The organism is Streptomyces sp. NBC_00207 (assembly GCF_045160965.1).
GTDB lineage: Bacteria > Actinomycetota > Actinomycetes > Streptomycetales > Streptomycetaceae > Streptomyces.
Window position 1 is genome coordinate 9,097,985 of the sequence record NZ_CP130715.1, and the last position, 26,694, is coordinate 9,124,678.

The 26,694-nt window shown below is 73.0% G+C and carries 25 protein-coding genes; 14 read left to right on the forward strand and 11 right to left on the reverse strand.

Translation table 11 applies throughout. The annotated features are described in order from the left end of the window. Positions 1 to 108: 108 nt before the first annotated feature. From OG472_RS42030 to OG472_RS42050, 5 genes are all read left to right on the forward strand, one after another. Positions 109 to 633, forward strand: coding sequence for a zinc-binding dehydrogenase (locus tag OG472_RS42030; protein WP_405943053.1), 525 nt, complete (start codon positions 109 to 111; stop codon positions 631 to 633). Positions 634 to 853: 220 nt separating this feature from the next. Next, positions 854 to 1,660 (forward strand): polyphosphate kinase 2, encoded by an 807-nt coding sequence (gene ppk2, locus OG472_RS42035; protein WP_405834555.1) that lies wholly within the window; start codon positions 854 to 856, stop codon positions 1,658 to 1,660. 124 nt (positions 1,661 to 1,784) lie between these two features. Further along, a complete protein-coding gene (locus OG472_RS42040; protein ID WP_405943054.1) occupies positions 1,785 to 3,680 on the forward strand; it encodes a VanW family protein in 1,896 nt (631 codons plus the stop codon). A 183-nt stretch (positions 3,681 to 3,863) separates the two neighbouring features. Then, positions 3,864 to 6,503: a SpoIIE family protein phosphatase gene (locus OG472_RS42045; protein WP_401611656.1), complete on the forward strand. Its 2,640-nt coding sequence runs from the start codon at positions 3,864 to 3,866 to the stop codon at positions 6,501 to 6,503. A gap of 67 nt (positions 6,504 to 6,570) precedes the next feature. Further along, positions 6,571 to 7,098, forward strand: a complete 528-nt coding sequence (locus tag OG472_RS42050) for an SMI1/KNR4 family protein (RefSeq protein WP_405943055.1) — start codon at positions 6,571 to 6,573, stop codon at positions 7,096 to 7,098. A 13-nt stretch (positions 7,099 to 7,111) separates the two neighbouring features. Here the strand turns inward: OG472_RS42050 and OG472_RS42055 are convergent, their stop codons facing one another. Continuing rightward, entirely contained in the window at positions 7,112 to 7,669 is a 558-nt protein-coding gene (locus OG472_RS42055; protein WP_405943056.1) for a GNAT family N-acetyltransferase, read from the reverse strand. Positions 7,670 to 7,936: 267 nt separating this feature from the next. On the opposite strand from OG472_RS42055, the gene OG472_RS42060 reads away from it, so the two are divergent. Then, the gene (locus tag OG472_RS42060; protein WP_405943057.1) at positions 7,937 to 10,588 is read left to right on the forward strand and encodes a transcriptional regulator; all 2,652 of its coding nucleotides are present in this window, start codon (positions 7,937 to 7,939) and stop codon (positions 10,586 to 10,588) included. Between the two features lie 3 nt (positions 10,589 to 10,591). Here the strand turns inward: OG472_RS42060 and OG472_RS42065 are convergent, their stop codons facing one another. From OG472_RS42065 to OG472_RS42075, 3 genes are read right to left on the reverse strand one after another with little or no spacing between them, the layout of a single operon-like run. After that, on the reverse strand, positions 10,592 to 11,137 hold the full coding sequence (locus OG472_RS42065; RefSeq protein WP_405943256.1) for a TetR/AcrR family transcriptional regulator: 546 nt from the start codon (positions 11,135 to 11,137) through the stop codon (positions 10,592 to 10,594). 40 nt (positions 11,138 to 11,177) lie between these two features. Then, on the reverse strand, positions 11,178 to 12,587 hold the full coding sequence (locus tag OG472_RS42070) for an amidase (RefSeq protein WP_405943058.1): 1,410 nt from the start codon (positions 12,585 to 12,587) through the stop codon (positions 11,178 to 11,180). After that, on the reverse strand, positions 12,574 to 12,789 hold the full coding sequence (locus OG472_RS42075; RefSeq protein ID WP_401611642.1) for a hypothetical protein: 216 nt from the start codon (positions 12,787 to 12,789) through the stop codon (positions 12,574 to 12,576). Before OG472_RS42075 ends, OG472_RS42070 begins: the two co-directional genes overlap by 14 nt. Before the next feature lie 144 nt (positions 12,790 to 12,933). Here OG472_RS42075 and OG472_RS42080 point away from each other — a divergent pair, with 144 nt between their 5' ends. Continuing rightward, complete coding sequence (locus OG472_RS42080) at positions 12,934 to 14,202, forward strand: MFS transporter (protein ID WP_405943059.1); 1,269 nt, start codon at positions 12,934 to 12,936, stop codon at positions 14,200 to 14,202. An 86-nt stretch (positions 14,203 to 14,288) separates the two neighbouring features. After that, positions 14,289 to 15,203 (forward strand): MBL fold metallo-hydrolase, encoded by a 915-nt coding sequence (locus tag OG472_RS42085; protein WP_405834562.1) that lies wholly within the window; start codon positions 14,289 to 14,291, stop codon positions 15,201 to 15,203. Between the two features lie 13 nt (positions 15,204 to 15,216). Here OG472_RS42085 and OG472_RS42090 read toward each other — a convergent pair whose 3' ends face one another. Then, complete coding sequence (locus OG472_RS42090) at positions 15,217 to 16,287, reverse strand: class I SAM-dependent methyltransferase (RefSeq protein WP_405943060.1); 1,071 nt, start codon at positions 16,285 to 16,287, stop codon at positions 15,217 to 15,219. 154 nt (positions 16,288 to 16,441) lie between these two features. Beyond that, positions 16,442 to 16,744, reverse strand: coding sequence for an antibiotic biosynthesis monooxygenase family protein (locus OG472_RS42095; protein WP_405943061.1), 303 nt, complete (start codon positions 16,742 to 16,744; stop codon positions 16,442 to 16,444). Between the two features lie 189 nt (positions 16,745 to 16,933). Here OG472_RS42095 and OG472_RS42100 point away from each other — a divergent pair, with 189 nt between their 5' ends. The 3 genes from OG472_RS42100 (at position 16,934) to OG472_RS42110 (ending at position 19,342) form a co-directional block, all read left to right on the forward strand. Then, positions 16,934 to 17,935, forward strand: a complete 1,002-nt coding sequence (locus OG472_RS42100; RefSeq protein WP_405943062.1) for an RNA ligase family protein — start codon at positions 16,934 to 16,936, stop codon at positions 17,933 to 17,935. A 123-nt stretch (positions 17,936 to 18,058) separates the two neighbouring features. Beyond that, positions 18,059 to 18,562, forward strand: a complete 504-nt coding sequence (locus OG472_RS42105) for a hypothetical protein (protein WP_405943063.1) — start codon at positions 18,059 to 18,061, stop codon at positions 18,560 to 18,562. A 429-nt stretch (positions 18,563 to 18,991) separates the two neighbouring features. Continuing rightward, the gene (locus tag OG472_RS42110; RefSeq protein WP_401611624.1) at positions 18,992 to 19,342 is read left to right on the forward strand and encodes a hypothetical protein; all 351 of its coding nucleotides are present in this window, start codon (positions 18,992 to 18,994) and stop codon (positions 19,340 to 19,342) included. 22 nt (positions 19,343 to 19,364) lie between these two features. Here OG472_RS42110 and OG472_RS42115 read toward each other — a convergent pair whose 3' ends face one another. Then, the gene (locus tag OG472_RS42115) at positions 19,365 to 19,853 is read right to left on the reverse strand and encodes a hypothetical protein (protein WP_401611621.1); all 489 of its coding nucleotides are present in this window, start codon (positions 19,851 to 19,853) and stop codon (positions 19,365 to 19,367) included. A gap of 17 nt (positions 19,854 to 19,870) precedes the next feature. Here OG472_RS42115 and OG472_RS42120 point away from each other — a divergent pair, with 17 nt between their 5' ends. Beyond that, positions 19,871 to 20,782: an NADPH-dependent F420 reductase gene (locus OG472_RS42120; protein ID WP_405834570.1), complete on the forward strand. Its 912-nt coding sequence runs from the start codon at positions 19,871 to 19,873 to the stop codon at positions 20,780 to 20,782. 217 nt (positions 20,783 to 20,999) lie between these two features. Here OG472_RS42120 and OG472_RS42125 read toward each other — a convergent pair whose 3' ends face one another. Then, the gene (locus OG472_RS42125; RefSeq protein ID WP_405943064.1) at positions 21,000 to 22,385 is read right to left on the reverse strand and encodes a pyridoxal phosphate-dependent decarboxylase family protein; all 1,386 of its coding nucleotides are present in this window, start codon (positions 22,383 to 22,385) and stop codon (positions 21,000 to 21,002) included. Positions 22,386 to 22,503: 118 nt separating this feature from the next. On the opposite strand from OG472_RS42125, the gene OG472_RS42130 reads away from it, so the two are divergent. After that, complete coding sequence (locus OG472_RS42130) at positions 22,504 to 23,037, forward strand: GNAT family N-acetyltransferase (RefSeq protein ID WP_405834573.1); 534 nt, start codon at positions 22,504 to 22,506, stop codon at positions 23,035 to 23,037. 75 nt (positions 23,038 to 23,112) lie between these two features. Beyond that, positions 23,113 to 23,685 carry a GNAT family N-acetyltransferase gene (locus OG472_RS42135; RefSeq protein WP_405943065.1) on the forward strand — a complete coding sequence of 191 codons (573 nt, stop codon included), beginning with the start codon at positions 23,113 to 23,115 and terminating at the stop codon, positions 23,683 to 23,685. A gap of 29 nt (positions 23,686 to 23,714) precedes the next feature. Here the strand turns inward: OG472_RS42135 and OG472_RS42140 are convergent, their stop codons facing one another. The 3 genes from OG472_RS42140 to OG472_RS42150 form a co-directional block, all read right to left on the reverse strand. Continuing rightward, the gene (locus OG472_RS42140) at positions 23,715 to 24,245 is read right to left on the reverse strand and encodes an EF-hand domain-containing protein (RefSeq protein WP_405834576.1); all 531 of its coding nucleotides are present in this window, start codon (positions 24,243 to 24,245) and stop codon (positions 23,715 to 23,717) included. 70 nt (positions 24,246 to 24,315) lie between these two features. Next, positions 24,316 to 26,076, reverse strand: coding sequence for a hypothetical protein (locus tag OG472_RS42145; RefSeq protein ID WP_405943066.1), 1,761 nt, complete (start codon positions 26,074 to 26,076; stop codon positions 24,316 to 24,318). A 24-nt stretch (positions 26,077 to 26,100) separates the two neighbouring features. After that, positions 26,101 to 26,673, reverse strand: a complete 573-nt coding sequence (locus OG472_RS42150; protein ID WP_405834580.1) for an NADPH-dependent FMN reductase — start codon at positions 26,671 to 26,673, stop codon at positions 26,101 to 26,103. Between the last annotated feature and the right edge of the window lie 21 nt (positions 26,674 to 26,694).

Consider the following 26,694-nt stretch of genomic DNA (forward strand, 5'->3'; position numbering starts at 1 on the left):
TCAGCCGAGGCGGAACGCCTGCCGGTGGGCCGTGGAGGAGGCCCCGATGGCCTGAGCCAGGTGCCGGCGCAGGGACGCCGCCGTTCCGAAGCCGGTGGGGGAGGCGCCGTGGTCGACCGACAGCCCGGTGGTCTACGGCAGCCGGCACGCGTGCTCGACCCGCCGCCGGGCGAGCCACCGGCCGCCAAGACGCGCGGCGCCCACGTCATCGGCCCCGCCCGCACCGCCAAGCACGACTTCCTGCGCTCGCTCGGCGCCGACGTGCTCGTCGATCACACCGAAGCCGCGTTCGAGACGGCCATGGAGCCGGTGGACGTGGTCGTCGACGCGATCGGCGGCGCCCACGGGACGCGCTCCCCGCGCGCACGGCGTCCCGGTGGCCTCGTCGTCGCGCTCGCCTCACCGGCCGAGGCGCAGCCGGCGGACATCGCAGGGCCACTCGGGCTGCGCGCCGCCTTCATGGCCGTGGAAGCCGATCCGGCGGGCATGCGCGGGGTCGCCGCACTCGCCGAAGCCGGGCGGCTGCGCCCCGAGCTCGGCACCGTCCTCCCGCTCGCGGACGCGGCCAAGGCCCACGAACTCGCCGCCGGCCGCCGCGCGACGTGCAAGATCGTCCTCTCCGCCACCGGCTGACCGGACTCGAGCGCCCCGCCGCCGCCTCCGGCCGGCGTGCGCACGCCCCGGCGGACGGCCACGACCTGGACGCCGCGCGGCCGCCGCTCGTGCCCTCTGGGCGTGGCCGAGCATCGGCTCGTACCGCTTGCGTATCTTGTCGCTCACGGACGGCGACATCGGCGCCGCGCGCGGTGGCGACCCCGGCCCACGCGCGGCACGACGACGAGGAGGAACGGTCATGGGCCTCAAGAAGGCGGTCTACGAGACGGAGCTGCTGCGGCTCCAGACGGAGCTGGTCCAGCTCCAGGAGTGGGTGCGGGCGGCGGGCGCCCGGCTCGTCGTCGTCTTCGAGGGGCGCGACGCGGCGGGCAAAGGCGGCACGATCAAGCGGGTCGCCGAGCACCTCAACCCCCGTGTCGCACGCATCGCGGCCCTTCCCAAGCCGACGGAGCGGGAGCGCGGTCAGTGGTACTTCCAGCGCTACGTGGAGCACCTGCCGGCTGCCGGCGAGATCGTGCTGTTCGACCGCAGCTGGTACAACCGCGCCGGCGTGGAGCACGTCATGGGCTTCTGCACGCCCGCCGAGCACCAGCGCTTCCTGCGCCAGTGTCCGGTCTTCGAGCGCATGCTCGTGGAAGACGGGATCCTGCTCCGCAAGTACTGGTTCTCGGTCAGCGACGCCGTTCAGCAGGAACGCTTCCGCCGCCGTACGGAGGACCCGCTGCGGCGCTGGAAGCTCTCTCCCATGGACCTGGAGTCCCTCACGCGCTGGGAGGCGTACTCGCGGGCCAAGGACGAGATGCTCGTCCACACCGACACCGTGGACGCCCCCTGGTACGTGGTCGAGAGCGACGACAAGCGCAGCGCGCGGCTCAACATGATCGCGCACCTGCTGTCCACGGTCCCGTACGAGTCCGTGGCCCTGCCCTCGCTCGTCCTGCCGCCCAGGCCCGCGTCGACGGGATACGAGCGTCCGCCCAAGGGCCTGCAGACCCTCGTGCCCGATCACGCGGCCACGCTGAGCAAGGGCCGGCCCGCATCGTGAGAACTATTACATTCACCCCAGAATCGCCCATTCGGGGTGGATCATTGCGTCTCGGAACTGTCGTATATGGGTCGCTTGTGGGGCCCGCGCCACCTGCTTGACCGGTCGGCGCCGTGGGAGAGGCATGGGACGCGTGGGCAACTGGACCTCCAACCGACGGATCGCCCTGCCGCTGGCGGGCGGCGCCGTCGTACTGGGACTCGGCGGCGGCCTCTACGTCACCGGGCTCGTGACCGGCGGCGACATCGACCGGGGCACGAGCGTCCTGGGCGTGGACATCGGCGGGATGAGCCGGGGGCAGGCGCAGCAGACGCTGACCCGGGAGCTCGGGCCCGCCGCCGCGGCCCCGGTCGCGATGAAGATCGGCGACCACGTGGAGAAGGCCGCCCCCGCCGCGCTCGGACTCTCGCTCGACACCAGCGCGACCGTGGACCGCGTCGTCCGTACGGGCTACGGACCGGCCACCGTCATCGGCCGGCTCTTCGCCTCCGCCGACCGCGAGGTCGAGCCGGTGATCCGGATGAACGAGCAGACCGCCCGGGCCGCGGTCGACCGCATCGGCGCGGCCACCGGTCGGCAGGCCCGCGACGGGTCGATCACCTTCGACAAGGGCGCGGCGAAGGCCGTCGCCCCTCAGCAGGGCGTCACCCTCATCCAGGACCGGGCCCTCACCACCCTCCGCGAGGCCTACCTGCGGCCTGCCGCAGACCCCGTCGTGATGCCCGTCGAGCGCACCCAGCCCCGCATCGGGGCCGAGGAGACCGGACGGGCCATGCGCCAGTTCGCGCAGCCCGCGATGTCCGGGCCCGTCAACCTCACCGTCGCCGGGCAGCGCCTGTCCATAGGCCCCGGTGTCCTCGGCGAGCACCTCAAGATGCGGCCCGACGCCCAGGGACGGCTCGTACCGGCCCTCGATTCCAAGGGCCTGCTCGCCGACCCCGCCGTGGCCCGCCCGATCGGGGAGGTCACCGCAGCCCCGCGCGACGCCGTGCCCCGTCTCGACGCGGACGGCAGGGTGGTCATAGGGGATCCGGGCCGCGAGGGCCGGCAGGTCACGGAGGCGGCGCTCGGCCGGGCCGTGCTGCCCCTGCTGACCCGCTCGGGCGAGGCCCGCAGCGGCGAGCTCGCGACCGTGGCCATCCCGCCGGAACTCTCCGCCGAGGAGGCGCGGCGGCTCGGCATCAAGGAGAAGGTCTCCTCCTTCACCGTCGAATTCCCGGCCGCCCCGTACCGCACCACCAACATCGGCCGCGCCGTGGAGCTCATCAACGGCTCCGTCGTCATGCCGGGGGAGGAGTGGAGCTTCAACCGTACGGTCGGCGAGCGCACCCCCGAGAACGGCTTCGTCGACGGGATCATGATCAATGACGGCCAGTACGTGAAGTCGCCCGGCGGAGGCGTCTCGGCGGTCGCCACCACCATGTACAACGCGGCGTTCTTCGCGGGCGTCAAGCCCGTGGAGCACGGCGCCCACTCCTTCTACATCGAGCGCTACCCCGAGGGGCGGGAGGCCACCGTCGCCTGGGGCACCCTCGACCTGCGCTGGATCAACGACTCGGGCCACCCCCTCTACATCCAGGCCCGGTCCACCGACACCTCGCTGACCATCACCCTCCTCGGCACGAAGAAGTACGACGAGATACGTGCGACCAAGGGTCCGCGCACGAACGTCACCCCGCCCGCCAAGCGCACGGGCAGCGGGCCGACGTGCGAGGTCCAGACCCCGCTCGAGGGCTTCGACGTGGCCGTCGGCCGCGTCTTCGTCCAAGGCGGGAAGGAGGTCAAGCACGAGGAGTTCAAGACCCACTACACGCCGCGCGACGAGGTGACCTGCACGCCGGAGGCCTCGCCCACCCCGGGAGCCCCGCAGGCCCCGGGAACCCAGCCGGCCGAGCAGACCCCGGAGACCGGGCAGGCCCCGCAGACCGCACGGGCGGCACAGGCCCCGCAGACCACGCCGGCCCCGTCCGCCACGGCCACGGGCGGCCCCCTGGCCCTCGGCGGCACCCCGTCGCACTGACCGTCCGTTCAAGACGAGGCGTGACAGATCCGGAGCGCGCCGTGCGTGATGGGAGCCATGCAGGCCCGGAAGTGCTACAACTGGGTGCGTGACCATTCCTTGCCACCCGTGCCGGGCACGTCGGTGCGGTCACCGCTAGGCAACAGAACCAGGAGCGTCGCCGGACAGGTATTCGTCCTCCAGGTGGCGATCGTGGTGTTGCTCGCGGCCGGGGCGCTCCTGGCCCTCGTACTCCAGTCGCGCCACGACATCGACCGCGAGGCGCGCAACCGCTCGGTGTCCGTGGCCGAGACCTTCGCGCACTCCCTGGGGCTGCAGGACACGCTGAAGACGAACAACCCGGCCACCGTCCTGCAACCCCTCGCCGAGGAGACGCGCAAGGCCGCCGGCGTCGACTTCATCGTCGTGATGGACACCAAGGGCATGCGCTACAGCCATCCCCAGCCCGACCGCATCGGGAAACGGTTCGTCGGCACGATCGAGCCCTCCCTCGCCGGCAAGGTCCATACCGAGAGCGTGCAGGGCCCCCTCGGCAAGGAGATCCAGGCCGTCGTACCGGTCAAGGGACCCGACGGCAAGGTCGTCGGCCTGGTCTCGGCCGGACTCACCGTGAAGAACGTGACCGGCGTCGTCGACCGCCAGCTCCCCGTCATCCTCCTGGCCATCGCCACCGGCCTGGCCCTGGCGACCGGCGGCACGGCCCTGATCAGCCGACGGCTGCGCCGCCAGACCCACGGGCTCGGCACGCAGGAGATGACCCGCATGTACGAGCACCACGACGCGGTGCTCCACGCCGTCCGCGAGGGGGTGCTGATCACCGACGGTGAAGGACGGTTGCTGCTGGCGAACGACGAGGCCAAGCGGCTGCTCGGGCTCCCGGAGGACGCCGACGGACGCCACATCGCCGACGTACCGGGCCTGGACCGCCGGATGGCGGACCTGCTGCTTTCCGGACGGACGGCCACCGACGAGGTGCTGGAGAGCGGGGACCGGCTGCTCGTGGTCAACCAGCGGCCCACCCACCCCCGGGGCCGGCCGGAGGGCAGCGCGGTCACCATCCGCGACTCCACCGAGATGCGGGTCCTGACCGCCCGGGCCGAGACGGCCCGCAGGCGCCTCAAGCTGCTCTACGACGCGGGCGGCGACGTCGGTACCAGCCTCGACGTGGTGCGAACGGCCGAGGAGCTCGCCGCCGTCGCCGTCCCCCGCTTCGCCGACTTCGTCACGGTCGACCTGGCGGACCAGGTGATCGACGGTGACGAACCCGCCCCGGGCGCCGACATGAGGCGCACGGCCGTCAGCGGCATCCGGTCCGACCATCCCCTCTACCCCGTCGGCCGGCTGATCGACTTCCTGCCGTCCACCCCCCAGGCACGGGGCTACGGCACCGGCCGGGCGGAGCTGGTCACCGACCTGTCCAACGCGCCGGGCTGGCAGGCCCAGGACCCGCCCCGCGCCCAGGCCATCGTCGAGTACGGGATCCACTCGCTGATCGCGGCACCGCTCATGGCCCGCGGCGTCGTACTCGGGGTGGTCAACTTCTGGCGGTCGCAGAAGAAGGAGCCCTTCGACGAGGACGAGCTGTCGCTGGCCGAGGAACTCGTCGCCCGCGCCGCCGTCAGCATGGACAACGCCCGCCGCTACACCCGCGAGCACGCCCTCGCCGTCACGCTCCAGCGCAGCCTGCTGCCGCGCGCCCTGCCCGAGCAGAGCGCCATGGACGTGGCGCACTTCTACCTGCCCGCGCAGTCCGGAGTGGGCGGCGACTGGTTCGACGTGATCCCGCTCCCCGGCAGCCGGGTCGCGCTGGTCGTCGGAGACGTCGTCGGGCACGGCCTGCACGCCGCCGCCACCATGGGGCGGCTGCGCACGGCGGTGCACAACTTCTCCTCCCTGGACCTGCCGCCCGACGAGATCCTCGCCCGCCTCGACGACCTCGTGCAGCGCATCGACCACGACCGCGACGGGGACGGCGCCGACACGAACGGCGGCGGCGGCATCATGGGCGCGACCTGCCTGTACGCGATCTACGACCCGGTGTCCCAGCGCTGCACGGTGGCACGGGCGGGGCACCTGCCGCCCCTGGTGGTCGCCCCCGACGGCACGACGGAGATCGTGGAACTGCCGGCCGGACCCCCTCTGGGGCTCGGCGGCATGCCCTTCGAGACCGCGGAACTGGACCTGGCGGAAGGCAGCCAGCTCGTCCTCTACACGGACGGGCTGATCGAGGAGCGGACCCGGGACATCAGCGAGGGACTGGAACTGCTGCGCGCGGCCCTGAGCCATCCCGACCGGGATCCCCAGGAAAGCTGCCGGGCCGTACTGGACATGCTGCTGCCGCCCCGGCCCACCGACGACGTGGCCCTGCTCATCGCGCGGACGCGGACCCTCGGCCCGGACCGGGTCGCGCAGTGGGACGTGCCGTTCGAGGCGAGTGCGGTCGGCTCCATGCGCAGCATCGCCGCGAAGAAGCTCGACGAGTGGGGCCTGTCGGAGCTCGGCTTCGCCACGGAACTGATCCTCAGCGAACTGATCACCAACGCCATGCGGCACGGCAGCGAGCCGGTCCGCGTCCGGCTGCTCCACGACCACACCCTGACCTGCGAGGTGTGGGACGGCAGCAGCACCGCCCCCCACCTGCGGTACGCCGCCACCACGGACGAAGGAGGGCGCGGACTCTTCCTGGTCGCGCAGCTCAGCGAACACTGGGGCACGCGGTACACCCCCGAGGGCAAGGTCATCTGGGCGGAACTGCTCCTCCCCGGCACCCCGGGCGGCAGCGAACCCGCCCTCACCGCCTTCCTGGACATCGACCCCCTGTGACGGGCCGGGCCCGTCCTGCGGCCCGGCCGGCCACCGACGCCGGGAGGCAAGATGTGAGGATGGGGCCATGCCCGATGCCCATGATCCCGGCCCTCTCACGCCCGCCTCCCTCGCTGCCTGGCGCGAGGAGGTCTCGGCGAGCCTCTCCGCGGTGACCTGCGGCTTCGAGGAGAAGTACGGCTACGGGCCGGGAGAGAACGCGATTCACCCCCCGGAGGCGGACGACCGGGTCGCGGCGGGGCGGCTGGCTGCGCAATCACCGGGCTTCGCCGATCTCGCCGCGTACTACGGCGAGATCGGCACCGTGACCATGAGTGACGTCGGCAACGCCTACTTCCTGCACTCCGGGGCCCGGGCGCTCGGGGAGCGCACGGCTCTGCCCGAAGCCGGCAGAGCCGTGCCCGCCGTACTGATCGGTTCCGACGGCGGCGGCATCCTGTACGCGGTGGGCGCGGACGGCGGCGTGTGGCGTTCCCGGGGTGCTTCCGAAGAGGTCGGGTTCGACCGGATCACGAACGACCTCGCCGTGTTCCTCGACCTCCTGCGGCGCTCGGTCCACCGGTTCAAGGAGACCGGGCAGCCCGGCTTCGTGTAGCCGGCGTGCGGATTCAGAGCACGCGTCGGTAGCGGAGCTCGGAGAGCGTGATCTCGTCGTAGACGTCGTCCTGAGTCGCGCCGTCGGCCTGGTAGCCGGCCCGTTCGTAGAAGTGCCGGGCCCGCTCGTTGTCCCGCAGGACCCACAGGGCCGCCGCCGCGAAGCCCTGGTCCTGCATACGGGCGTGAGCCTCGCCGAGGAGGATCCGGCCGATGCCCCGGCCGATCAGCTCCGGTGACACGTACAGGGCGTACACCTCACCCACCCGCCCCGCGCCCGGCAGGCGACTGCGGCACGGCCCGAAGCAGATCCACCCCACCGGGCCACGGTCGCCGACCGCCACGAGGTCCTTCGACTCCCTGCGAGGTTGGGAGAACCACTGCCGCCGCCGGCCCGCGTCGTCCTCGACCGTCATCGCGTCCAGGTAGGTCCGGGGAACGATGCCGGCGTACGCCGCCTGCCACCCCCGGACGCGGATCGTCGAGACGGCCTCGATGTCGGCCCCGTCCATCTCCCGCACGTGCACCATCGCGCCACCGTAGGCCACGGCCGCCTCGGAAGCCATCCGCATTTAATTGATACCAGGCCATATGACTGTGACGTATATGGTGTTGCCGCGAGAGCACGGCGGCCAAGACGGCTGCGGGCAGACTCATCCTGCCGGTGCTCCTCATGGCGGTCCGTCCCTTTCCCGCACAGGGAAGTTGAGATCGGACCTGCCGTTTGGGATGACGTGCGGCATGTTCTCAGCCGCACGACGACACACACTGTCGCCCCCCTCTGTCGGCACGGCATCTCCGGGGAGTTGGCGCGCCGAAAACAAAGGGGAATCGACCACATGGTGTACGAGGAACGCGAGAGCCTGACGGATCCGCAGGCCACTCTGGAGACGCTGCAGGACAACTGCGCCTCTCACCCGGCCGATACGGCGGCCCGGGCAACTCGGGGGGTGCCCATCGGCGACCTCGACCCGCTCAGCCTGAAGACGCACCCCGGACCCGTGAACACGGCGAGCCGTGCGGCCGGGGAGCCGCTCACCGGCCTGCCCGGCTATGTCCCCCGCCCGCACGACCGTGCCCTGGCCGATCTGGTCGGGGCGGCGCTCGCCGGGGAGAGCGGCAGACTCTTCCTCGTCGGGGAGTCTTCCACCGGCAGGACACGCGCGTGCCGGGAGGCCCTGCGGCCCCTGGCCGAGCAGGGGTGGCGACTGTGGCATCCCTGCGAGTCCTCGCACCTCGACGCCACGCTTGCCGACCTCGAGCAGGTCGGCCCGCGCACGGTTGTCTGGCTGTACGAGGCACAGCGCCATCTCGGCGCACCCTCCGGAGACGGCGAGCGGTTCTCGGCCGTCCTGCGCGCGCTGCTCCACGACTCCGCCCGCACACCGGTCCTCGTCCTGGGTACCCTTTCGCCGGCCAACCACCGCAAGTACGTCATCCGTCCCCGGGAGTACCCGCAGGCGTGGGACGTGCTGGCAGGGCAGACCGTTGACGTCCCCGACGCCTTCGATGCCGCCGCCATGGAGACCCTGACGCGTCTGGCCGAGTCCGACACCGTACTGGCCGGCGCCCTCGGGCGGGCACGGAACGGGCAGGTCGCCCAGTACCTGGCAGGCGCACCGGTCCTGTTGGAGCGATTCCGGAACGCGTCGGCGCCGGCGCGGGCGGTGCTCGAGGCCGCGATGGACTACGTGCGGCTGGGAGTGGGCCCGCATCTGCCGACTGCCTGCCTGGCGCAGGCCGCCGAGGGCTACCTGAGCGAGGCCGAGCGTGAAGACGCTCCCGGCAACTGGTTCGCCGAAGCCCTCGCAGAAGCCACCACCCCCATCGCCCCCACCGGCGCCGACCATGCGCCCCTGCGGGTGAGCACCCCCTGTACCGCCGACGGCCACGCTCCCGCGATGTCCTCGGGCGGGCCCTTCCTCCGGCTGGCGAGCTCCCTCGGACAGCACGCCGGGATCACCCGTCGCGCGCTGTGCCCGCCCGCCCCGTTCTGGCAGGCTGCCGCCGACCATCTCACCGACCCCGAGCACCTCGGCACCCTTGCCCGCGCCTCTCTCGAACGCCACCGCCTGAGCTGGGCCGAGCGACTCGCGCAGAAAGCCGCTCACTGGGGTGAGACCGGTGCGCTGCATCAGTTGGCCGAGGCGCAGGAAAGGGCAGGGGACGACAAGGACGCCGAACGGCTCTTCAGGCAAGCCGCCGATCACGACGACACCTGGGCCCTGATCCGGCTGGCGTGGCTGCGCGAAGAGGCTGGGGACGGAAACGACGCCGAACGCCACCTCACCCGGGCAGGTGACCTCGGAGACGCTTACGCCCTGACGCTCCTGGCCGGGATGCGGGAGGAGGCCGGGGATTTTTACGAGGCCGAACGCCTGGCCCGGCAAGCCGCCGACCTCGGCGACGACTTTGCCCTCTACAGTCTGGCGGAAATCCGGGAGGAGGCCGGGGACCACGACGGGGCCGAACGCCTCGTCCAGCAAGCCGCCCGTGCCGGGAACATCCACCCTGTCTACCAACTGGCCCTGCAGCGCGCGGTGGCGGGAGACGCGCACGGCGCCGAACGCCTCTTCATGCAGGCCGCCGACGACGGTGACACCAGCGCCATGATCGGGCTGGCGGACATCCGGGAGAAGGCCGGGGACCACGACGAGGCCGAACGCCTCGCCCAGCAGGCCGCCCGCGACGGCGATGCCGAAGGATTGTGCAGGCTCGCAAGTCTGAGGCGGGCGGCAGCGGACGCGCACGGGGCCGAGCGGCTCCTCTCCCAGGCCGCCGAGCACGGCAACACCTGGGCCCTGAACGAGCTGGCACAGATACGGGAGAAGGCCGGGAACCACGACGAGGCCGAACGCCTCGCCCAACCCGAGCGTGGTGCGTACCGTCTCGGCGAACTGAGTGTGACGTCTGCCCTGGTCTGTCTGGCAGCGATGCGGGGGAGGGCGGGAGACCATCACAGCGCCGAACGCCTCGCCCGACACGCCGCTCACCACGGCGACACCGGTGCCCTGTACCGGCTGGCCGAGATACGGGAGGAGGCCGGGGACCGTCACGAAGCCGAACGCCTTGCCCTGCAAGCCGCCCGCCACGGCAACGGCCTCGCCCTGACCCATCTGGCAGGGCGACGCGAAGAAGCCGGGGAGTACGAGGAGGCCGAACGCCTCGCCCGACTGGCCGCCCAGCACGGCGACGCGGAAGCCCTGTACAGGCTGGCAGTGGGGCGGGAACGGGCCGGCGACGCCCGCGGCGCCGAGCGCCTCTTCACGGAATCCGCGGACTGGGGCAACACCTGGGCCCTGAGCCGGCTCGCAGAGATGCGGGAGAGGGCCGGTGACCGTCAAGGGGCCGAACGCCTCGCCCGACGGGCCGCCGACCGTGGATCAAGCATGGTGAGCTTTTTCAGGAGCCTGTGGCCGCACGGCCTCGAGGCCGATGGCACGCCCTCCCTTCCCCTTCGCTTTGCGAGTCGGGCTCGTACCCCTGAGTAGGCGTCAGGCCGCGCCGAGGGCCGCCGTGACCAGCCCCCGTGCGTAGGCGGTGTCGAGACCTTGGGGGCGGAAGAGGAGGCGGTACATCAGGGGGGCGACGACCTGGTCGATGACCGCCTCGACGTCGGGTGTCCGCTCCCCGCGTTCGGCCGCGCGGGTGAGGATGACGCCGATCTGTTCGGCGGCATAGGCGGAACACTGCCCGGCGTTGCTGCCGTCCGGGTCGCCGAGCAGGGCGTCGCGGACGTAGGCGCGGCCGGCAGGCGAGGACATCTCGTCGAGGAACTGCTCGGCCCAGGTCGTCAGGTCGGCCGACAGCGTGCCGTGGTCCCCGGGCGCGGTCTCGGGCCTCAGGCGCTCGACCGCGACATCCGACAACAGCTCCTGCAGGTCGCCCCAGCGACGGTATACCGTCGAGGGGGTCACGCCCGCACGCTGGGCGATCAGCGGGACCGTGAGGGCGTCACGGCCCATCTCCGCGGTGAGTTCGCGCACCGCGGTGTGCACCGCTGCCTGGACCCGGGCGCTGCGCCCGCCAGGGCGCACCATCTGCCTGCTCACACCGCACCTTAACGCGAAATCATTGCTTCTAGCGAGTCCGCCGACCACCTCCCGGGCGCCCGTGCCCGTGGGCGGGGCGGGTCTGCTCGTACGCGTGGCCGACGCGGAAGAGCACGTCCTCGCCGAGGGGCCGTCCCAGGAGCTGCATGCCGATGGGCAGACCCGCCGCGTCGTGACCGACCGGCAGGGACAGGGACGGTACGCCGGTGATGTTGGCCGGGGACGAAAGGCGCACGTACGCGTCCGGGACGCCCTCGACCGTGCCGTCGGCCCAGGTGATCGTCTCCTGGTCGGCCCGCACGGCGGTCGCCGGCACGGCGGGGGCGGCGATGACGTCGACCTGCTGCAGCATGCGGGCCCACTCCTGCCGCATCAGGGTGCGGGAGCGCTGGGCGCGCAGGTAGTCCCCGGCGGGCATCAGCGCGCCGGCCTCCAGGAGGACGCGGACGTCGGCCTGGTAGAGCTCGGGAACCGTGCGCAGGGTGTCCTCGTGGTAGGCGGTGGCCTCGGGCACCATCAGGCCCCACTGGGTGGCCCGGACGTAGCGGGTCATCGGGATCTCGACGTCGACGAGGCGTGCACCCAAGGCCTGGAGGTCGTCGACGGCGCGGCGGACGGCGGCTTCGACCTCGGGGTCGACGTGGTCGAAGTAGTACGTGCGCGGCACGCCGATCCGCAGCCCCGCGAGGCTCGTGCCCCCGGTCGGTCGGTAGTCGACGGCGGGCGGGGCGAGCGAGGCGGGGTCGCGCGGGTCGTGCCCGGCCAGTGCGCTCAGGACCAGGGCCGCGTCCTGGACGGTCCGGGTGATCGGGCCGACGTGGTCCAGGGACCACGACAGGGACGTGACGCCGTGGCGGGGAACGAGACCGTAGGTCGGCTTGAGGCCGACGACGCCGTTGAGCGCGGCGGGCACCCGGATCGACCCACCGGTGTCGGTGCCCAGGGCGAAGGTCGCGGAGCCCGACGCCACGGCGACGGCGGATCCGCCGCTCGATCCGCCGGCGACCCGGTCGAGGTCCCAGGCGTTGTGTGTCTGGGGTGTGGTCAGGCCGTACGCGAACTCGTGGGTGTGCGTCTTGCCGAGCAGGACCGCGCCGGCTGCCGTCAGGCGGGCGGCGACCGTGCTGTCGGTCTGCGCGCGGTGGCCGGCGCGGACCCGGGAGCTCGCGGACGTCGGTGTGCCGGCCACGTCGATCAGGTCCTTCAGGCCCATCGGGATGCCGTGCAGCGGACCGCGGCAGCGGCCGGTCGCGATCTCGTGCTCGGCTTCGCGAGCGGCCTTGCGGGCGTTCTCGGCGGTGACGCCGACGTACGCCCGCAGGCGTGGTTCGACCCGTTCGATGCGCTCCAGTACGGAGTCCACCAGCTCGACGGGGGACAGCTGGCGGGTGCGGACGGCGTCGGCGGCTGCCGTCAGGGAGAGCTCATACGGCTGCATCGTGGTGCTCCGGTTCCGGTTCCGCGCGGTAGGCGGGGGCGGGCGGGGTGTCACCGAAGTCGAGCTCTCGCAGGACCGCGACGACGGAGTGGATGTGCTGGGCGACGGCGGCGACCGCGGCGTGGCGGTCGGCCGGCAGGGGGAGTCCGGCGCGGGCGGCCCAGAGGGCTGCCTCCGGTGGGGTCAGGTCAGCCGTGGACATCTATGTCTCTCCTCGGGCTGGAGGGCTGGAGGGCTGGAACGCAATTCCCCGAGCCTCTAAAGCTAAGGGTTTGCGTTAGTCGACTGTATGGCTCTACGGTGCCTTAAAGCAAACTGATTGCGTTTAGCGCCGAGGAGGCTGCCCATGCCCGCCGTGACACCACGAGCACCTGCGCCGTCCCCCTACCGAGCCGCCCTCGGGAACACGGGGCGCCGGACGGCGGCCTTCGCCCTGAACGCCTCGATCCTGGCCGCCCTCCTCGCCGCATCCAGCGCACCCACCCCGCTCTACCCCCACTACCAGGCCGCCTGGGGCCTGTCCGCGCTGACCATCACCGTGGTCTTCAGCGCCTACTCCCTGGCACTGCTGCTCGCCCTGCTCACCACCGGATCCCTCTCCGACCACCTGGGCCGGCGGCCCGTCCTGGCCGGAGCCCTGGCCCTGGAGGCCTTATCCATGCTGATGCTGGCCTCGGCGGACGGCGCCGGTGCGCTGATCGCCGCCCGGATCCTGCAGGGAGCGGCCACCGGTGCGGCCACCAGCGCCGCGGGAGCGGCCCTCCTCGACCTGGAAGACCCCCTGCGGCCGGGACGCTCCGCCCTCACCAACAGCGTCGCCCCGGTGGCGGGCATGGCCGCCGGCGTCCTGGCCTCCACCCTCCTCGTCCACTTCGCCCCCGCCCACATGGCCGGCATCTACGTGGTACCGGCGGTCCTGTTCGCCGCCCAGGCGGTCGCGGTCGCCTTCACCGCGGAGACCGCCCGCCCGCACGCCGGCGCCCTGCGCTCGCTGCGCCCGCAGCTCGCCGTGCCGCCGCCGGCACGTCGCGCACTCCTGGCGGCCGGCACCGCCGTCGTCGCCATCTGGGCCCTGGGCGGCTTCTACTCGTCCCTCGGCCCGGCGCTGGTGCACCTCGTGGCCCCGGCCGCCCCACAGGCAGCCGGCGGCATGGTCTTCTTCACCCTCACCGCGGCGGCCACGCTCACCGTGTGGACGCTACGGCGCACGGCCGCGCACATCGCCGTCACCGGCGGAAGCCTGGTGGTCCTGCCCGCCGGCGCCCTCGCTCTTAGCGGTCTGCACGGCGCCGGCCTGCCCGCCGTCCACGGCGGAGCGGCCCTGGCCGGGATCGCCTTCGGCGCCGTCTCCCAAGGGGCGCTGCGCATGACGCTCACCGGGCTGCCCGAGCGCGACCGTGCGGCGACCCTGGCCGCCTACTACGTCCTCAGTTATCTCTCCATGAGTCTGCCCGCCGTCGCCGCGGGCGACGCCACCCGGCACTACGGGCTGGCCACCGCCACCCACGCCTACGCCGTCGCCGCCGCCCTGCTCGCCGTCGCAGCCCTGGGCGCACTCGCCGCGGCGCGCCGCAGTCGCCGGGGAGCCCAAGGCGACCCCGACGACCTTCCGTAACAGACAGACAGACAGACAGACAGACCGAACGAACGACCGACCGACCGACCGACCGTCCGTCACGAGACCGAGGAAAACGAACCGTCATGAGCACTCCGCAGGCCACCCGGTCGACCACCATCCCCGCGTGGACCGTGGGCGACGTCACCGTCCACCGCATCGACGAAACGCTCCTGCCGCCCGCCACCGGACCGTGGCTGCTGCCGGACGCCACCCCCGCCGTCGTCGCCGGGCAGGACTGGCTGCGCCCCCACTTCGCCGACGACGAGGGCATACTCCGCCTCGACAGCCACAGCTTCGCGTTCACCGTCGACGGGCTGCGCGTCCTGGTGGACACCGGCATCGGCAACGGCAAGGAGCGGGCCAACCCCGCCTGGCACCACCTGAACACCGACTACCTGCAGCGCCTCGCGGTCGCCGGATTCCCCCCGGAATCGGTCGACCTGGTGATCCTCACCCACCTGCACGCCGACCACGTCGGCTGGAACACGCGCGAAGCGAACGGAGAGTGGGTCCCCACCTTCCCCAACGCCCGCTACGTCACCTCCCGCACCGAGAGGGAGTTCTGGGCCGGGTACGACATGGACGAGGCGCGCAGCCAGATGTTCCTGGACTCCGTGATTCCGGTGGAGGAGGCGGGGCTGCTCGACCTCGTCGACGTCCCCGCCGGGGGCGCCGACCTCACCCCGCACCTCCGCCTGCTCCCCACGCCCGGCCACACCCCCGGCCACGTCGCCGTCGAGCTGACCAGCCGCGGCCGGACGGCTCTGATCACCGGCGACTGCATCCACCACCCCGTCCAGCTCGCCCATCCCGCCATCGGCGCCTGCGTCGACATCGACCCCGGACGGTCCGAGGCCTCGCGCCGTACGCTGCTCACCTCGCTCGCCCACACGGACACCCTGCTCCTGGGCACGCACTTCGCGCCGCCCACAGCCGGCCGTGTCGTCCCCCACGAGGGCGCCTACCGGCTCGCGCCCGTCCCCGCCGACGCGCACTGATCGGGGAACGGGGTCAGGGCCGGACGTCGTAGAGGACGTTGAACGGGTCCTCGGCCGGGGAGCGGGTGACTTCGGAGAACCCGGCTTCGGAGCAGAGCGTGCGCACGGTCGCCTCCGGCAGCCCGCAGGTCCCGAAGGCCGCTCCGCCCCCGGCCAGGGACGTGGTCATGCAGTAGAACATGCTGAATCCGTACAGCAGCGACGCGACGGGGCCGACGTTGTCCTCGGGGCGGTCCCGGGAGTTGATCTCGAGCATGAGGTAGTCCCCGTCGTCCTCCACCCCGGCCCGGATGGCGGCCAGGAGGCGCTGCGGCTGCGCCGCGTCGTGGATGACGTCGAACGTCGTGACGAGGTCGTACCGGCCGGGGAGCCCCTGCCCGGCGTCGAGCGTCTCGAAGGTCACCCGGTCGGCGACCCCCGCCCTCTCGGCGTTGGCACGGGCCCGCTCGGTCTGGCCAGGGAAGCTGTCGAAGCCCACGAACCGCGACCGCGGGAACGCCTTGGCGAGGACGATCAGGGCACGGCCCGCGCCGCAGCCCACGTCCGCCACCGTGCTCCCGCGCTCCAGTTTCCCGACGATGTGCGGGAACGTGGACAGCCAGTCGTCGATCATGACGCTCTCGAACCAGCTGCCGCTGAAGCGGCTCATGCCGTCCCACAAGGACGGCGGATACTCGGCCTGTTGCACGCCGCCACCGGTCCGGAAGGCCTCGGTGAGCCGCTCGTACGGTTGCCACAGGCCCGGAAGCATCTGGTAGACGCCGCCCAGGAACATCGACCCCGACTCCTCGGCGAGCGCGGGGGCGTGCTCCGGAGGGAGGCGGAAGGTTCCCGGCTCCGGTTCCTCCAGATAGCCCGCGGCCGTGAGACCGCGAAGCCACTCCCGCACATAGCGTTCCTGCAGGCCCAGCCGGTCCGCCAGGTCCCGGCTGCCGGAAGGGCCGTTGGCGGCGAGGTCCTTGAACAGGCCCAGCCGGTCGCCCAGGACGCACAGGGCCGTGGCCATCGTCCCGCTCAGGTCCCCGAGCGCCTTCTCCATGAACGCCTCGAGCTTCGAGCCGTCCGGTTCCCGCGGTGCCGCCATGGGCGCGTTCTCCTGAAAGTCGGGTACGGCCACCGGACGTGACCGCATCCCAGGCAAGCAGGTCGACGCGCCCCCGCCGAGCCGCCGCCACGACCGCGGGGCGAAGTCCACTCCGAGGGAGTCCTCCCGCCCCGCGCCCGCGGCGAATCGGCCTTCAGCCGGTGCCGGGTTCGGCGAGCAGATCGTCGACGATCTGCAGCCGGGTCTCGGAAAGACGCTCGGCGATCGCCTCCAGCATCATGGCCACCCCGCGCGGATCGGGCGCCGAGCAGCGTTCGCGCGTCTCCTCGTCGGGCCAGCGGGCGTACGCCACCCACGTGCCGTCGTCCGCCCGGTGCAGCCGCGACCCGTACGAGCCGCACCGCGCGTGGATGGCCTCGGTCACCCGGTGCCAGCCGTCGGCGAACTGCTCCTCCATGCCCGGACGGAGCCGCCACCGGTAGATCACAGCGAACACGTCTGGATTCCCCTTCTCGGCACGTCAGTTGTCGTGGCCACCCTAGAAGGCGCCCACCGGGCACGGTCCGGCCGGGGATCCTTTCGGGCCCGACCGTGCGGGCGTGGCCCCGGACCACCGGACCGGGTTGGCCGGCCCCGCCGCGGAAACCCCGTGCTCCGCACCGGCCGTGCTCGCTACCATCGCGCGGTGCACCCCGAACCCCGCCCCTGGTCCCCGTATCCGAAGATCCCCGCCAACCGCCGACTGGGAGAAGTCCGCGGACGGACCTGGGTCGCCCACGAGAAGATCCACGGCGCCAACTTCGCCGTCGTGTGCGATGGGCAGGGCGCACATCCGGCCAAACGGCGCGAGCTCCTCGCGGACACCGGACTGGACGAGTTCTTCGGCGTCGGCCGGATCTGGCCCGCCCTCGCGGTCGCGGCGACCCGCTGCGCCCAGGCCCTGCGCGCGGACTGCGGGGCTCCGGCCTCGGCGGTCGTGACCCTCTACGGCGAACTCGCGGGCGGCCACTACCCCCACCCGGACGTCCCGCGGACGCAGGGCGCGGAGCCCGTACAGACCGGCGTCTGGTACGCCCCCGACCTGCTCTGGCTGCCCTTCGACGCGACCGTCGCCGACGGGGAGGGCCTGCGCTGGGTCGCCGACCGGACGCTGCGCGCGGCAGCGGACGCGGCCGGCCTGGTCTGCGTCCCGCTGCTGGCCGAAGGCCCGATCGCCCGGCTCCAGGAACTGCCGGCGGTCTTCCCCACGAGGCTGCCCGGCCTGCTGGGCTTGCCGGCCCTGCCCGGCAACCTCGCGGAAGGCCTGGTCGTCAAACCGGCCGGGGAAGACCGGGAGCCGGGCCGGCCCATGGCCAAGTTCAAGCAGCCCGCCTTCGCCGAGGACGAGCGCTTCGACGGCTCCCGCCCCTATCAGGCACCCGCAGAAGGCGCGGCCGGCGTCCCCGGCTGGCTGCTCGCGCACGGCACCGGCCTGCTCACCCCGGCCCGGGCCGCGTCGGCGGTGAGCAAGCTGGGTCCCCGTACCCCGCCGGGAGACCTGGCCGCCGAGATAGCGCGTGACGCCACCGAGGAGGTCGCGGAGGCCCTGGGCGGGCTGGACGCGGCGACGCAGCGCGCGCTGGAGGACTCCCTGCACGCCGGAGCCCTGTCCCTGGCCCGCTTCGACGCGGCCGACCGCCGCGTCTGACGGGCAGCCCTCCTGCCACGGCCTTCGACCGCGGCGTCCGACCGCGGCGTCCGACCGCCGTGTCCGACGTGCGGCACGGCGGGCGGCGACGGCCGGCACCGCGGCGCTGTGCATACTGCTGCCATGAAGTCCCCGCCCGCTCAGCGCATCCACCTGATGATCACCTTCGTCCTGGTGACGTGCGGTGCGGTCCTGGGAGCCTGCGTCGGTCTGCTCCTGTCCGGCCGGCTGATGGCCCTGATCTGTGCGAGCGCGGCCGGCCTGGGCGCGGGTGCGGGGTCGTTCCTCTCCCGCCGCCAGGTCTTCGCCTTCCTCAAGCCCGAGCGTGAGGAGGCCGTGCCGGCCGACGGCTATGCGGAGGGCCTCGCCGACGCGACCCTCGTGTGCATCGCGACGTACCAGGCCGCAGTCTTCCCCCTCACCGCCGACGGGGTGACCGAAGCCGAGCGTACGGCCCGCCGCACGATGGCCTACCGGATCGCCGCCTACGAGGGCCTGCCGCACCCCGTGCAGACCTCGGCTGCCGCCGCCCTCGAAGCCATCGACGAGGGCCTGGACGCCAAGCGGGCGGAGACCGCGATGAAGGCGCTGTCCCTCACCGTCTACGACAACCGCCGCGGCCGCTGACCGCTCGGTACCACGGAACGCGCGGGCGGTGGCGGTGACCGGACGGGCCCAACCAGGCGTCCGGTCCCGCCGGCTGGGGGAGGAGGCGAGGGCCCGGGGAGTGATGGACTTCCCCGGACCCTCGCGCCGCTGATGCCGCGGGGGACGCGGGTGTGTATCTGCGACAGATAGAGAAACGATTCACCCTGGCCGGGGTTACGCGCCGGACCGGAAAGAATCCGCCGGACCCGTCCGAGGCGGCCCCGGGCGGCCCGCGGCCGTGGTCACCGGCGCACCCGGCCGGCCCGGCCGGGTCCCCCTCGCGGGTGGGACACACCCGCCATCCGCCGCCGCGTTCATCCGGTCGGCCGAGCAGCGGAAGCCACCAGGGCCCGGCCGGGCCACGCTGTGTGCAAGGACCGCCACCACCGCACAGACGAGGACCGCACCATGTCCCACAGGCGACGTATCAGCATCCTCGCGGGGGCCGCAGCACTCCTGCTGACCGCCACCGCCTGCTCGGGCCTGGGTCGGAACACCGTGGGCATGCTCACCTTCCGCGGCCACGAGTCGCCGGTCGAGCTGAGCTACTCGAACACCCTGGTCACGGGCTGCCACAAGATCGCCCTGCCCAAGGGCGCCACCCACGTCGAGAACAACACCCTCGTCGACATCGTGCTGTACCGGACGTTGGACTGCCGGAAGAGCGACCAGGCCGAAGGCATCTACGTGGCCACCACCCTCTCGAACGTGACGGCCCCCGAAAGCCTGCCCTGGCGCAGCTTCAGCGTCATCCACTGAGGGCGCCCCCCGCGTACGCCGGTCAGTCCCGGATGGACACGATCTTCCTGGTCGCCAGGTCGGCCTGGACGAAGACCCTGGTCGTGTCGCCGCCGCCCCAGGTCAGGGTCACCGTGGCGTTGGTCTTGCCCATCCCGCTGCCGGTGGAGGCGACCTTCCACTGCAGCGGCACGTTCTGCGCGCGGAGCACGCCGTCCGCGTGGTTCGTCTCCTCCCACTTCCTCAGCTCCGCCCGGAGGGGCTCCGAGAGGTAGAAGGCGCGCAGCCGGTCCGCGGTCTGCCCGTCCCCGTCGTAGACCGCGTCGATGTAGGAACCGTAGAAATCGGCGATGCGGGTGAACGCCGCCTCGGGGCTGCCCGAGACGGACGGCAACGCCGCGGCCGCCGGGGGCTGCGGCGTGGATCCGTCGGCGGAGGCGGAGGTGGAGGCGGTGGTGACGAAGGCGAGGGTGAGTGCGGCGGCGGCCGCGAGGGTGAGGGAGGCGGTTCGCTTGGCTGAGGGCTTGGACATCTGCTGAGCCTTTCCCCGTGCTGAGTGGCCGTACGGACCGACGCGCCCCCGGACCCGCCCGGTTCTCGGAATGCGAGAAATGGCCGAAAAGCCACGCGGACGGGCGCATCGGGCATGCGGCAGGCGGCCCCGCCCGCCGATCGGCCCTCCTGCCGCGGCGCGATCCCGTCCTTCTTGCGGGGCGCAGCCGTCCGGGACCGGAATGCCGGGCCGGTGCCGGAAGTTGGCACGAGCGCGACACTGACCCAGCAGGCACAGGAGAGCTCATGAAGATCGGCATCATCGGCGCGGGCAACATCGGCGGCAACCTCACCCGCCGCCTCACGGCCCTCGGGCACGACGTCTCCGTGGCGAACTCCCGCGGCCCCGCGACCCTGGCAGCCCTCGCCGAGGAGACCGGCGCCACCCCCGTCACCGTGCGGGAAGCCGCACGCGGCGCCGAGATCGTCGTGGTCACCATCCCCTTCAAGAACGTGCCGGACCTGCCCGCCGGCCTCTTCGACGAGGCCGCCGAGGGCTTCACCGTCATCGACACCGGCAACTACTACCCGCAGCAGCGCGACGGCCGCATCGCCGGCGTCGAGGACGACGGCCTGACCGAGAGCCGCTGGACCGAGCGGCAGCTCGGACGTCCCGTGATCAAGGCCTTCAACGGCACCTACGCACAGGACATCCTCGACCGGCACCGCCCGGCGGGCGCGCCCGACCGGATCGCACTGCCGGTCGCGGGTGACGACGAGGCGGGGAAGAAGGCAGTCCGCGCCCTCATCGAGGAGCTCGGCTTCGACACCGTGGACGCGGGCGGCATCGACGACTCCTGGCGCCAGCAGCCCGAAACCCCCGTCTACGGACTCCGGGAAGGCGTCGACGGGGTCACCAAGGCCCTTGCCGAGGCCTCCCCGGTCCGCCCCGAATCCTTCCAGGGCTGACCGTCGCGGCCCCTGCGCGTTGCCGCAGCCCGCGCCGCTCCCGCCGCCCGATCCCGGCCGCGGCCCGCCGGCCCACCTCGCCGCCGAACGCGCCGAGGCGGACCGGCGTGTGGTGCACGCGGCTCAGCGCGCGGGCTGCGGCCGGGACCTGCGAGACCGCACCTGCCGGCACGAGGGGTCGGGCTGGGGCCGGAGTTCCGGCACGGCGGCTTCCGGATCAGCCGCCGGACGGCCGGGGGACGGCGGCGGACGCGCGCCGGATCGCGTCGAGGGCCCGCTGTACATCGTCGTCGGTCGTCGACCAGTTGCTCACCGAGATCCGCATGACGCGCCGGCCGTGCCAAGTGGAGCCGCTGATCCACGCCGTGCCGTCGTCGAGCAGCCGGGCGAGCACCCGGTCCGTGCGGGCGTCATCGCCGAACTCGGCGCAGACCTGCGTGAACACCACGTCGTTGAGGATCGTCGCGCCGTCGATCGCGGCGATGCCGGCGGCGAACTCGGACGCGTGACGGCACAGCCGGTCGACGAGGTCGGCCACCCCCGACCGGCCGAGGGACCTGAGCGCGGCCCACACGGTGAAGGCCCGTCCGCGCCTGGAGAGTTCGGGGACCTTGTCGGCGGGGTCCCCGTGTTCGTGCTGGATGAGGTAGTCGCCGTGAACACCCATCGCGGCCCGCAGCGCGCACGGGTCGCGCACGATGGCGAGCCCGCAGTCGTAGGGGACGTTCAGGGTCTTGTGGGCGTCCGTCGCCCAGGAGTCGGCGTCCGCGCACCCCGCCGTCAGACGGGCGTAGCGGGGGGAGGCTGCCGCCCACAGCCCGAAGGCGCCGTCCACGTGCACCCACGCCTGCGCCTCGCGCGCGGCGCGGATCGTCTCGGCGAAGGGATCGAAGGCGCCGGAGTGGATGTCCCCGGCCTGGAGGACCACGAGCGTCGGACTCCGGGCGCCCTCCGCCAGGGTGCGCCGCAGGGCCTCCGGCCCGATCCGGCCCTGGCCGTCCGCCTCCACCAGCTCGGGCCGGCCCAGCCCCAGGTAACGCAGCGCTATGTCCACGGCCATGTGACGGTCCTGGCCGGCGATGACGCGTACGGGAGGCCCACCCGCGAGCCCGTCGCCGGCGACGTTCCAGACGGCGTCCCGGAGCACCGCGTCCCGCCCGGCGGCGAGGCAGGTGAAGTTCGCCATCGTGGCACCCGTGGTGAAGCCGACCGCGCTGTCACCGGGCAGGCCGAGCAGGCCGAGCAGCCACGCACCGGCGATGTCCTCCGCCGCGGTGTACGCGGGTGAGACGGCGCGCATCACGCAGTTCTGGTCCCAGGCGCTGACCAGCCAGTCCGTGGCCAGCGCGGCCGGTTCGGTGCCGCCGATCACGAACCCGTAGAAACGGCCGCTGGGGAACGCGGTCAGCCCGGGCTCACAGGCCGTGGCCAGCAGATCGACGACGTCGGCGGGGGCGCTGGGATCCTCGGGCAGTTCGATTCCGAGCGCGCGCACGATCTCGTCGACCGAAGCGCGTGCGGGAACCGGGCGGTCGGACAGGCTCGCCAGCCAGCGGACGGCATGGTCATGGGCTCGTCGGAGCGCCGCCTCGCGCGCGTCCATACCTCGGACTATGGGACAGGCGCCGGCGTCCCGCAAGCCGCGACGGTTCCGGATGATCATCGCCACACTGCCGGCCACGGCCTGGCCGGGGGCGGGCCGAGGACGCGATCATGGCCGGATGACCGATCACGCTTCGTTACCTCGTCCGACCACAGTGCGGCTCGCGCGCTACACGAACACCGAGCAGAGCGAGATTCTCGGCGCCGGCCCGGACCCGTTCGGCGTGGCGGACGCCGGCCTCACCTGGCTCCCCAAGGAGGACCATTTCGGTGTCCGGCAGGGAGACCGCCTCGTGGCCCACGCGGGTCTGCTGAGACTGCCCCTGTCGATCGGTGGCGTGGAGACCGAGGTGATGGGCGTCGGCGGGGTGGCCGTCGCGCCCGACGTACGGGGGCGTGGACTGGCCCGGGCGGTCCTGACGGCCGCTCTGGACCACGCCCGGACCACGGGACTTCAGCACGCCCTGCTCTTCTGCCGACCGCCCCTCGTCCCCCTCTACCAACGGCTCGGCTGGCGAACGCTCGACCAGGACGTCCACGTAGAACAGCCGGGCGGGACCGTGACGATGCCGCTGCGGACCATGACGACCCCCCTGCGGGCCGATGCGCACTGGCGCGACGGCCCGGTACACCTGCGCTCGCTCCCGATGTGAGCTCGGTGTTGAGCTCCCCGTTGAGCTCCCCGTTGAACTCCGTGTTGAACTCCGCGCACGTGTCATGGTGGTGCCATGACCATCGACATACGCCCGGCTTCGGACTTCGGGGACGTCCGCGCCGTCCTCGGCCCGAAGTCGGCCGGGGCCAACGTCTGCTGGTGCCTGAGCTACCGGATCCCGTCCAAGCTCAACAACGAGCTGCGCGGACCGGCCCGCGGTGAGTACGTCGCCCGGCTGTGCGGTGAGCAACCCCCGCCGGGAGTGATCGCCTACGACGGCGACGAGCCCGTCGGCTGGGCCGCGGTGGCGCCGCGCTCGGACACCTCCTTCGCACGCAGCCGCACGATCCCGCAGGTCGACGACCTGCCCGTCTGGTCGCTGTGGTGCATCCGGGTCCGCCCCGGACACCGCAAGCAGGGCGTCTCGCACGCCCTCATCGCCGGCGCGGTCGAGTTCGCCCGCGCCCACGGCGCACCGGCCGTCGAGGCGTACCCCCTCGACAACGGTGACGCCAAGGTCGACATGACGATGGCGTACGCCGGGATCCGGAAGAACTTCGAACGCGCCGGGTTCACCCACGCCGCCGACACGACCTCGGTGCTGGCCGGCCACCCCCGCGTCCTGATGCGGCTCGACCTGCGCTGACCTCCTGCTGCTCCGCGGCGGATGAAGGGTCAGCCCGGCCCGTACAGCAGGGCGCCCAGGCCGTGCCGGTGGGCCGCGTCGCTGAAGTCGTTCCAGCTGATCGCACCGTCACCGTTCGAGTCGATCAGTTCGAACGAGGCCTCCGCCGTCCCGGCCGACACGCCCTTGAGCCCCCGCCAGACCACGAACTCATTGCGGCCCATCAGCCCGTCCCCGTGCCGGTCGGCCACGTTGAACTGCGCGTGCAGCACGGCCATCACCTCCGGTGACCCCGAGGGCCGGCCGGTGTCCGAGGCAGGAAGGGAGCCGACCCACTCCCGGTACTCCTCCCGAGTGATCCGCCCGTCGCGATCACGGTCGACGAGCGCGGCCTGCTGCTCCCACAGTGCGAGGTTCGCCTCGATCAGGGCGCGCCCCTTGGGCGAGCTCGGCCCCATCCCGTACGACTGGAGCACCCGATCGGCACTCGCCCGGTAGTCGTCCGCGGCGAGCACTCCGTCACCGTTCGCGTCCAGCCGATCGAAGATCAGGTCGGCCACTGTCACCCTGTCGGTACCCATGCCGCGAGCCTAGGCCGCGCCCCTCCGCACACCGGTGGATTCCCGCGCCCGGGGGCGTGTCCTGCCGGAGTCAGCCCATCGCCGCCAGGGCGGTGCGCACGACGCGGCAGAGTTCCTCGTCGCGCAGGATGTCACCGCCGTAGCGGCGCTCGGAGACGACGACCTCGGTGAGCGGGGGCGCGGCCGCCGCGGCGGGTCGGCCGATCGCACCGAGTGCGGCGACGACCCGAAGGACGAGCGGGCCCGCCCGGTGCTCCCTCAGCGGGTGCAGTTCGGGGAGCAGGGTCGTGACCGCGGTCCCGGCGTCCCCGGTCAGCCGCCACCAGGCCTCGGCCGCGCCGACCCGGGTCCATGCGCCGAGACTGCCGAGCAACGGCTCGAGGGCGTCCGCGTACCCGGCCGCGAGCGGGCCCAGCTCGGCCAGGTGGGACAGGACCGGCCGGGCCAGCCCGCCCCGGGTCGCCGCGCCGAGGGCGTCGAGCGCGAGCCCCGGGTCACCCGTGACGCGCCAGTACGCCCAGGCGGCGGTCTGGACGCCGTGCCAGCGGCGCGGCTCCCGGTACTCGCTCCCCGCGAGGCGCCGCGGGCGCAGGTCGCCCTTCGCGAGGGCGGCCAGCAGGCCCGCGGCGTCGACCGCCCCCGGCCCGATCCGGCCCAGGACGCCCGCGGCCGTGCGTGCGTGCGGGGTGTCGAGCAGCCCCATGAGATCCGGCACCGCCGGTGCGGCGGCGGGACCCCAGCCGGTGAGGATGCGCAGGACGCGCTCCGTCCGGGGGCCCCCGACCTGCACCAGCAGTGCGGGCATGACGCTCGGGGCCCACTCCGCCGGCAGGGACTCGGCCTCCAGCCAGTAGCTGTCGGCACGCTTGAGGTACCACGGCAGGGCACGCGGGTCGCCGATGCCCATCAGGCCGCGTACGAGATGGTCGGCGCGCTCACCCGCCCGCCAGCGGTGCGGGACGAGGAGGTCGGCGTACGGCGCGAGCGACGATCCGCCCCGGGCGACGATGCCGTGTGCCTCGTGCGAGGTGAGGAGGTCGTCGTCGGACAAGCCGGCGAGGACCGTCTCCCACGTCCCGGCCGCCGGGTTCCGCCACCTGTGCAGCCGGGCGCCGGCCTCCTTGACGGCCGCGCGACGGGCATGCGGGCTCCCGGTGAGCGAGGTCGCCGCGGCCGTGGCCGTGGCGGTCGTCGCAGACGCCCTGCCGGGCGTGGCCCCACCCGACGTCAGCTGCGCGCACCGGGCGGCCAGCCGGACGTGCGGATCGGAGTGGGCCAGCCAGGGGGCCAGCCACCCGGGAGGCCGGGACGCGCCGAGTGCCGCCAGTACCTCTCCGGCCGCGATCAGGTGGCGGCCCAGCGCGGCCGGGTCGGTCTCCACCGTGGCCTGACGTCGCAGCGCCTCCAGTGTCGCGGGGTCGGCGGCGCGGACCTGTTCGATCGCCCGGGCCGCGTACGAGCGCACCTCGGTACTCCGGTCGGCCAGAAGTCCTGCCGCGGCGCGCTGGCCGTCGACCAGCACCTCCGGCATACCGGGGGCCTCCGCCCGGAGGGCGCCCATGCGCAGCATCACGGCGCGATGCGCGACCAGGTCGAGCACACCGGTCCGGCCCGCCTCGTCCAGCTGCGCCGGCATGTCCAGCAACCGCCGCAGTACGGCGACGACGAGCTCCGGAGGGTCCGTCCAGCGCAGACGGTAGTCCAACGCCGACCACGGGACCCGCCCGCTGCCGGGTGTGACCAGCCCGTGCAGCAGGCCGGGTATCTCCTCCTGCCCCTCGCGCACCTTCTCCAGGACGTGCCAGGGCGTCTCGGCCCCCACTTCGCTCATGATCGGCAGCGTAGTACGCGGTCCTCACGAGGCTTCGCTCCACACCGCGTCGCGCTCACGCGCCGTACGGAGGGCGCCGGCCCACCACACCAGGTCGTCGAGCATCGTCACGGCCGCCTTCCCGGCGGCTCCGGTGTCGTGGGGCCGGCCGGCCTCGTCGAACGGAAACTGGTGGAAGCTGACCGTCTCGCGGATCGTGGCGGCGGCCAGCTCGGCGAAGACCAGGCGCAGTTGCTCGACGGCGCGCAGGCCGCCCGACAGCCCGCCGTACGAGACGAAGCCGACGGGCTTGCGCGCCCAGACGCGTCCCGCGATGTCGATCGCCTGCTTCAGCGAGGCCGGGAAGGAGTGGTTGTACTCGGGGGTGAGCACCACGTAGGCGTCCGCCTCGGCGAGGCGCTGGACGAAGGCCCGGCCGCGTGGTGCGAGGTCATGGGTCCAGTGCGCCGGGAGGTCGGCGTCGACCAGGTCGATGACGGTGAGCTCGATGTCGGTGCGGTCGGCGGCGACGGCTTCGAACCAGCGGGCGACCGTCGGGCCGAACCGGCCTTCCCGGGTGCTGCCGACGACGAGTGCGATGCGCAGGGGAGTGGTCATGACCACAGGTTTACGACCTCA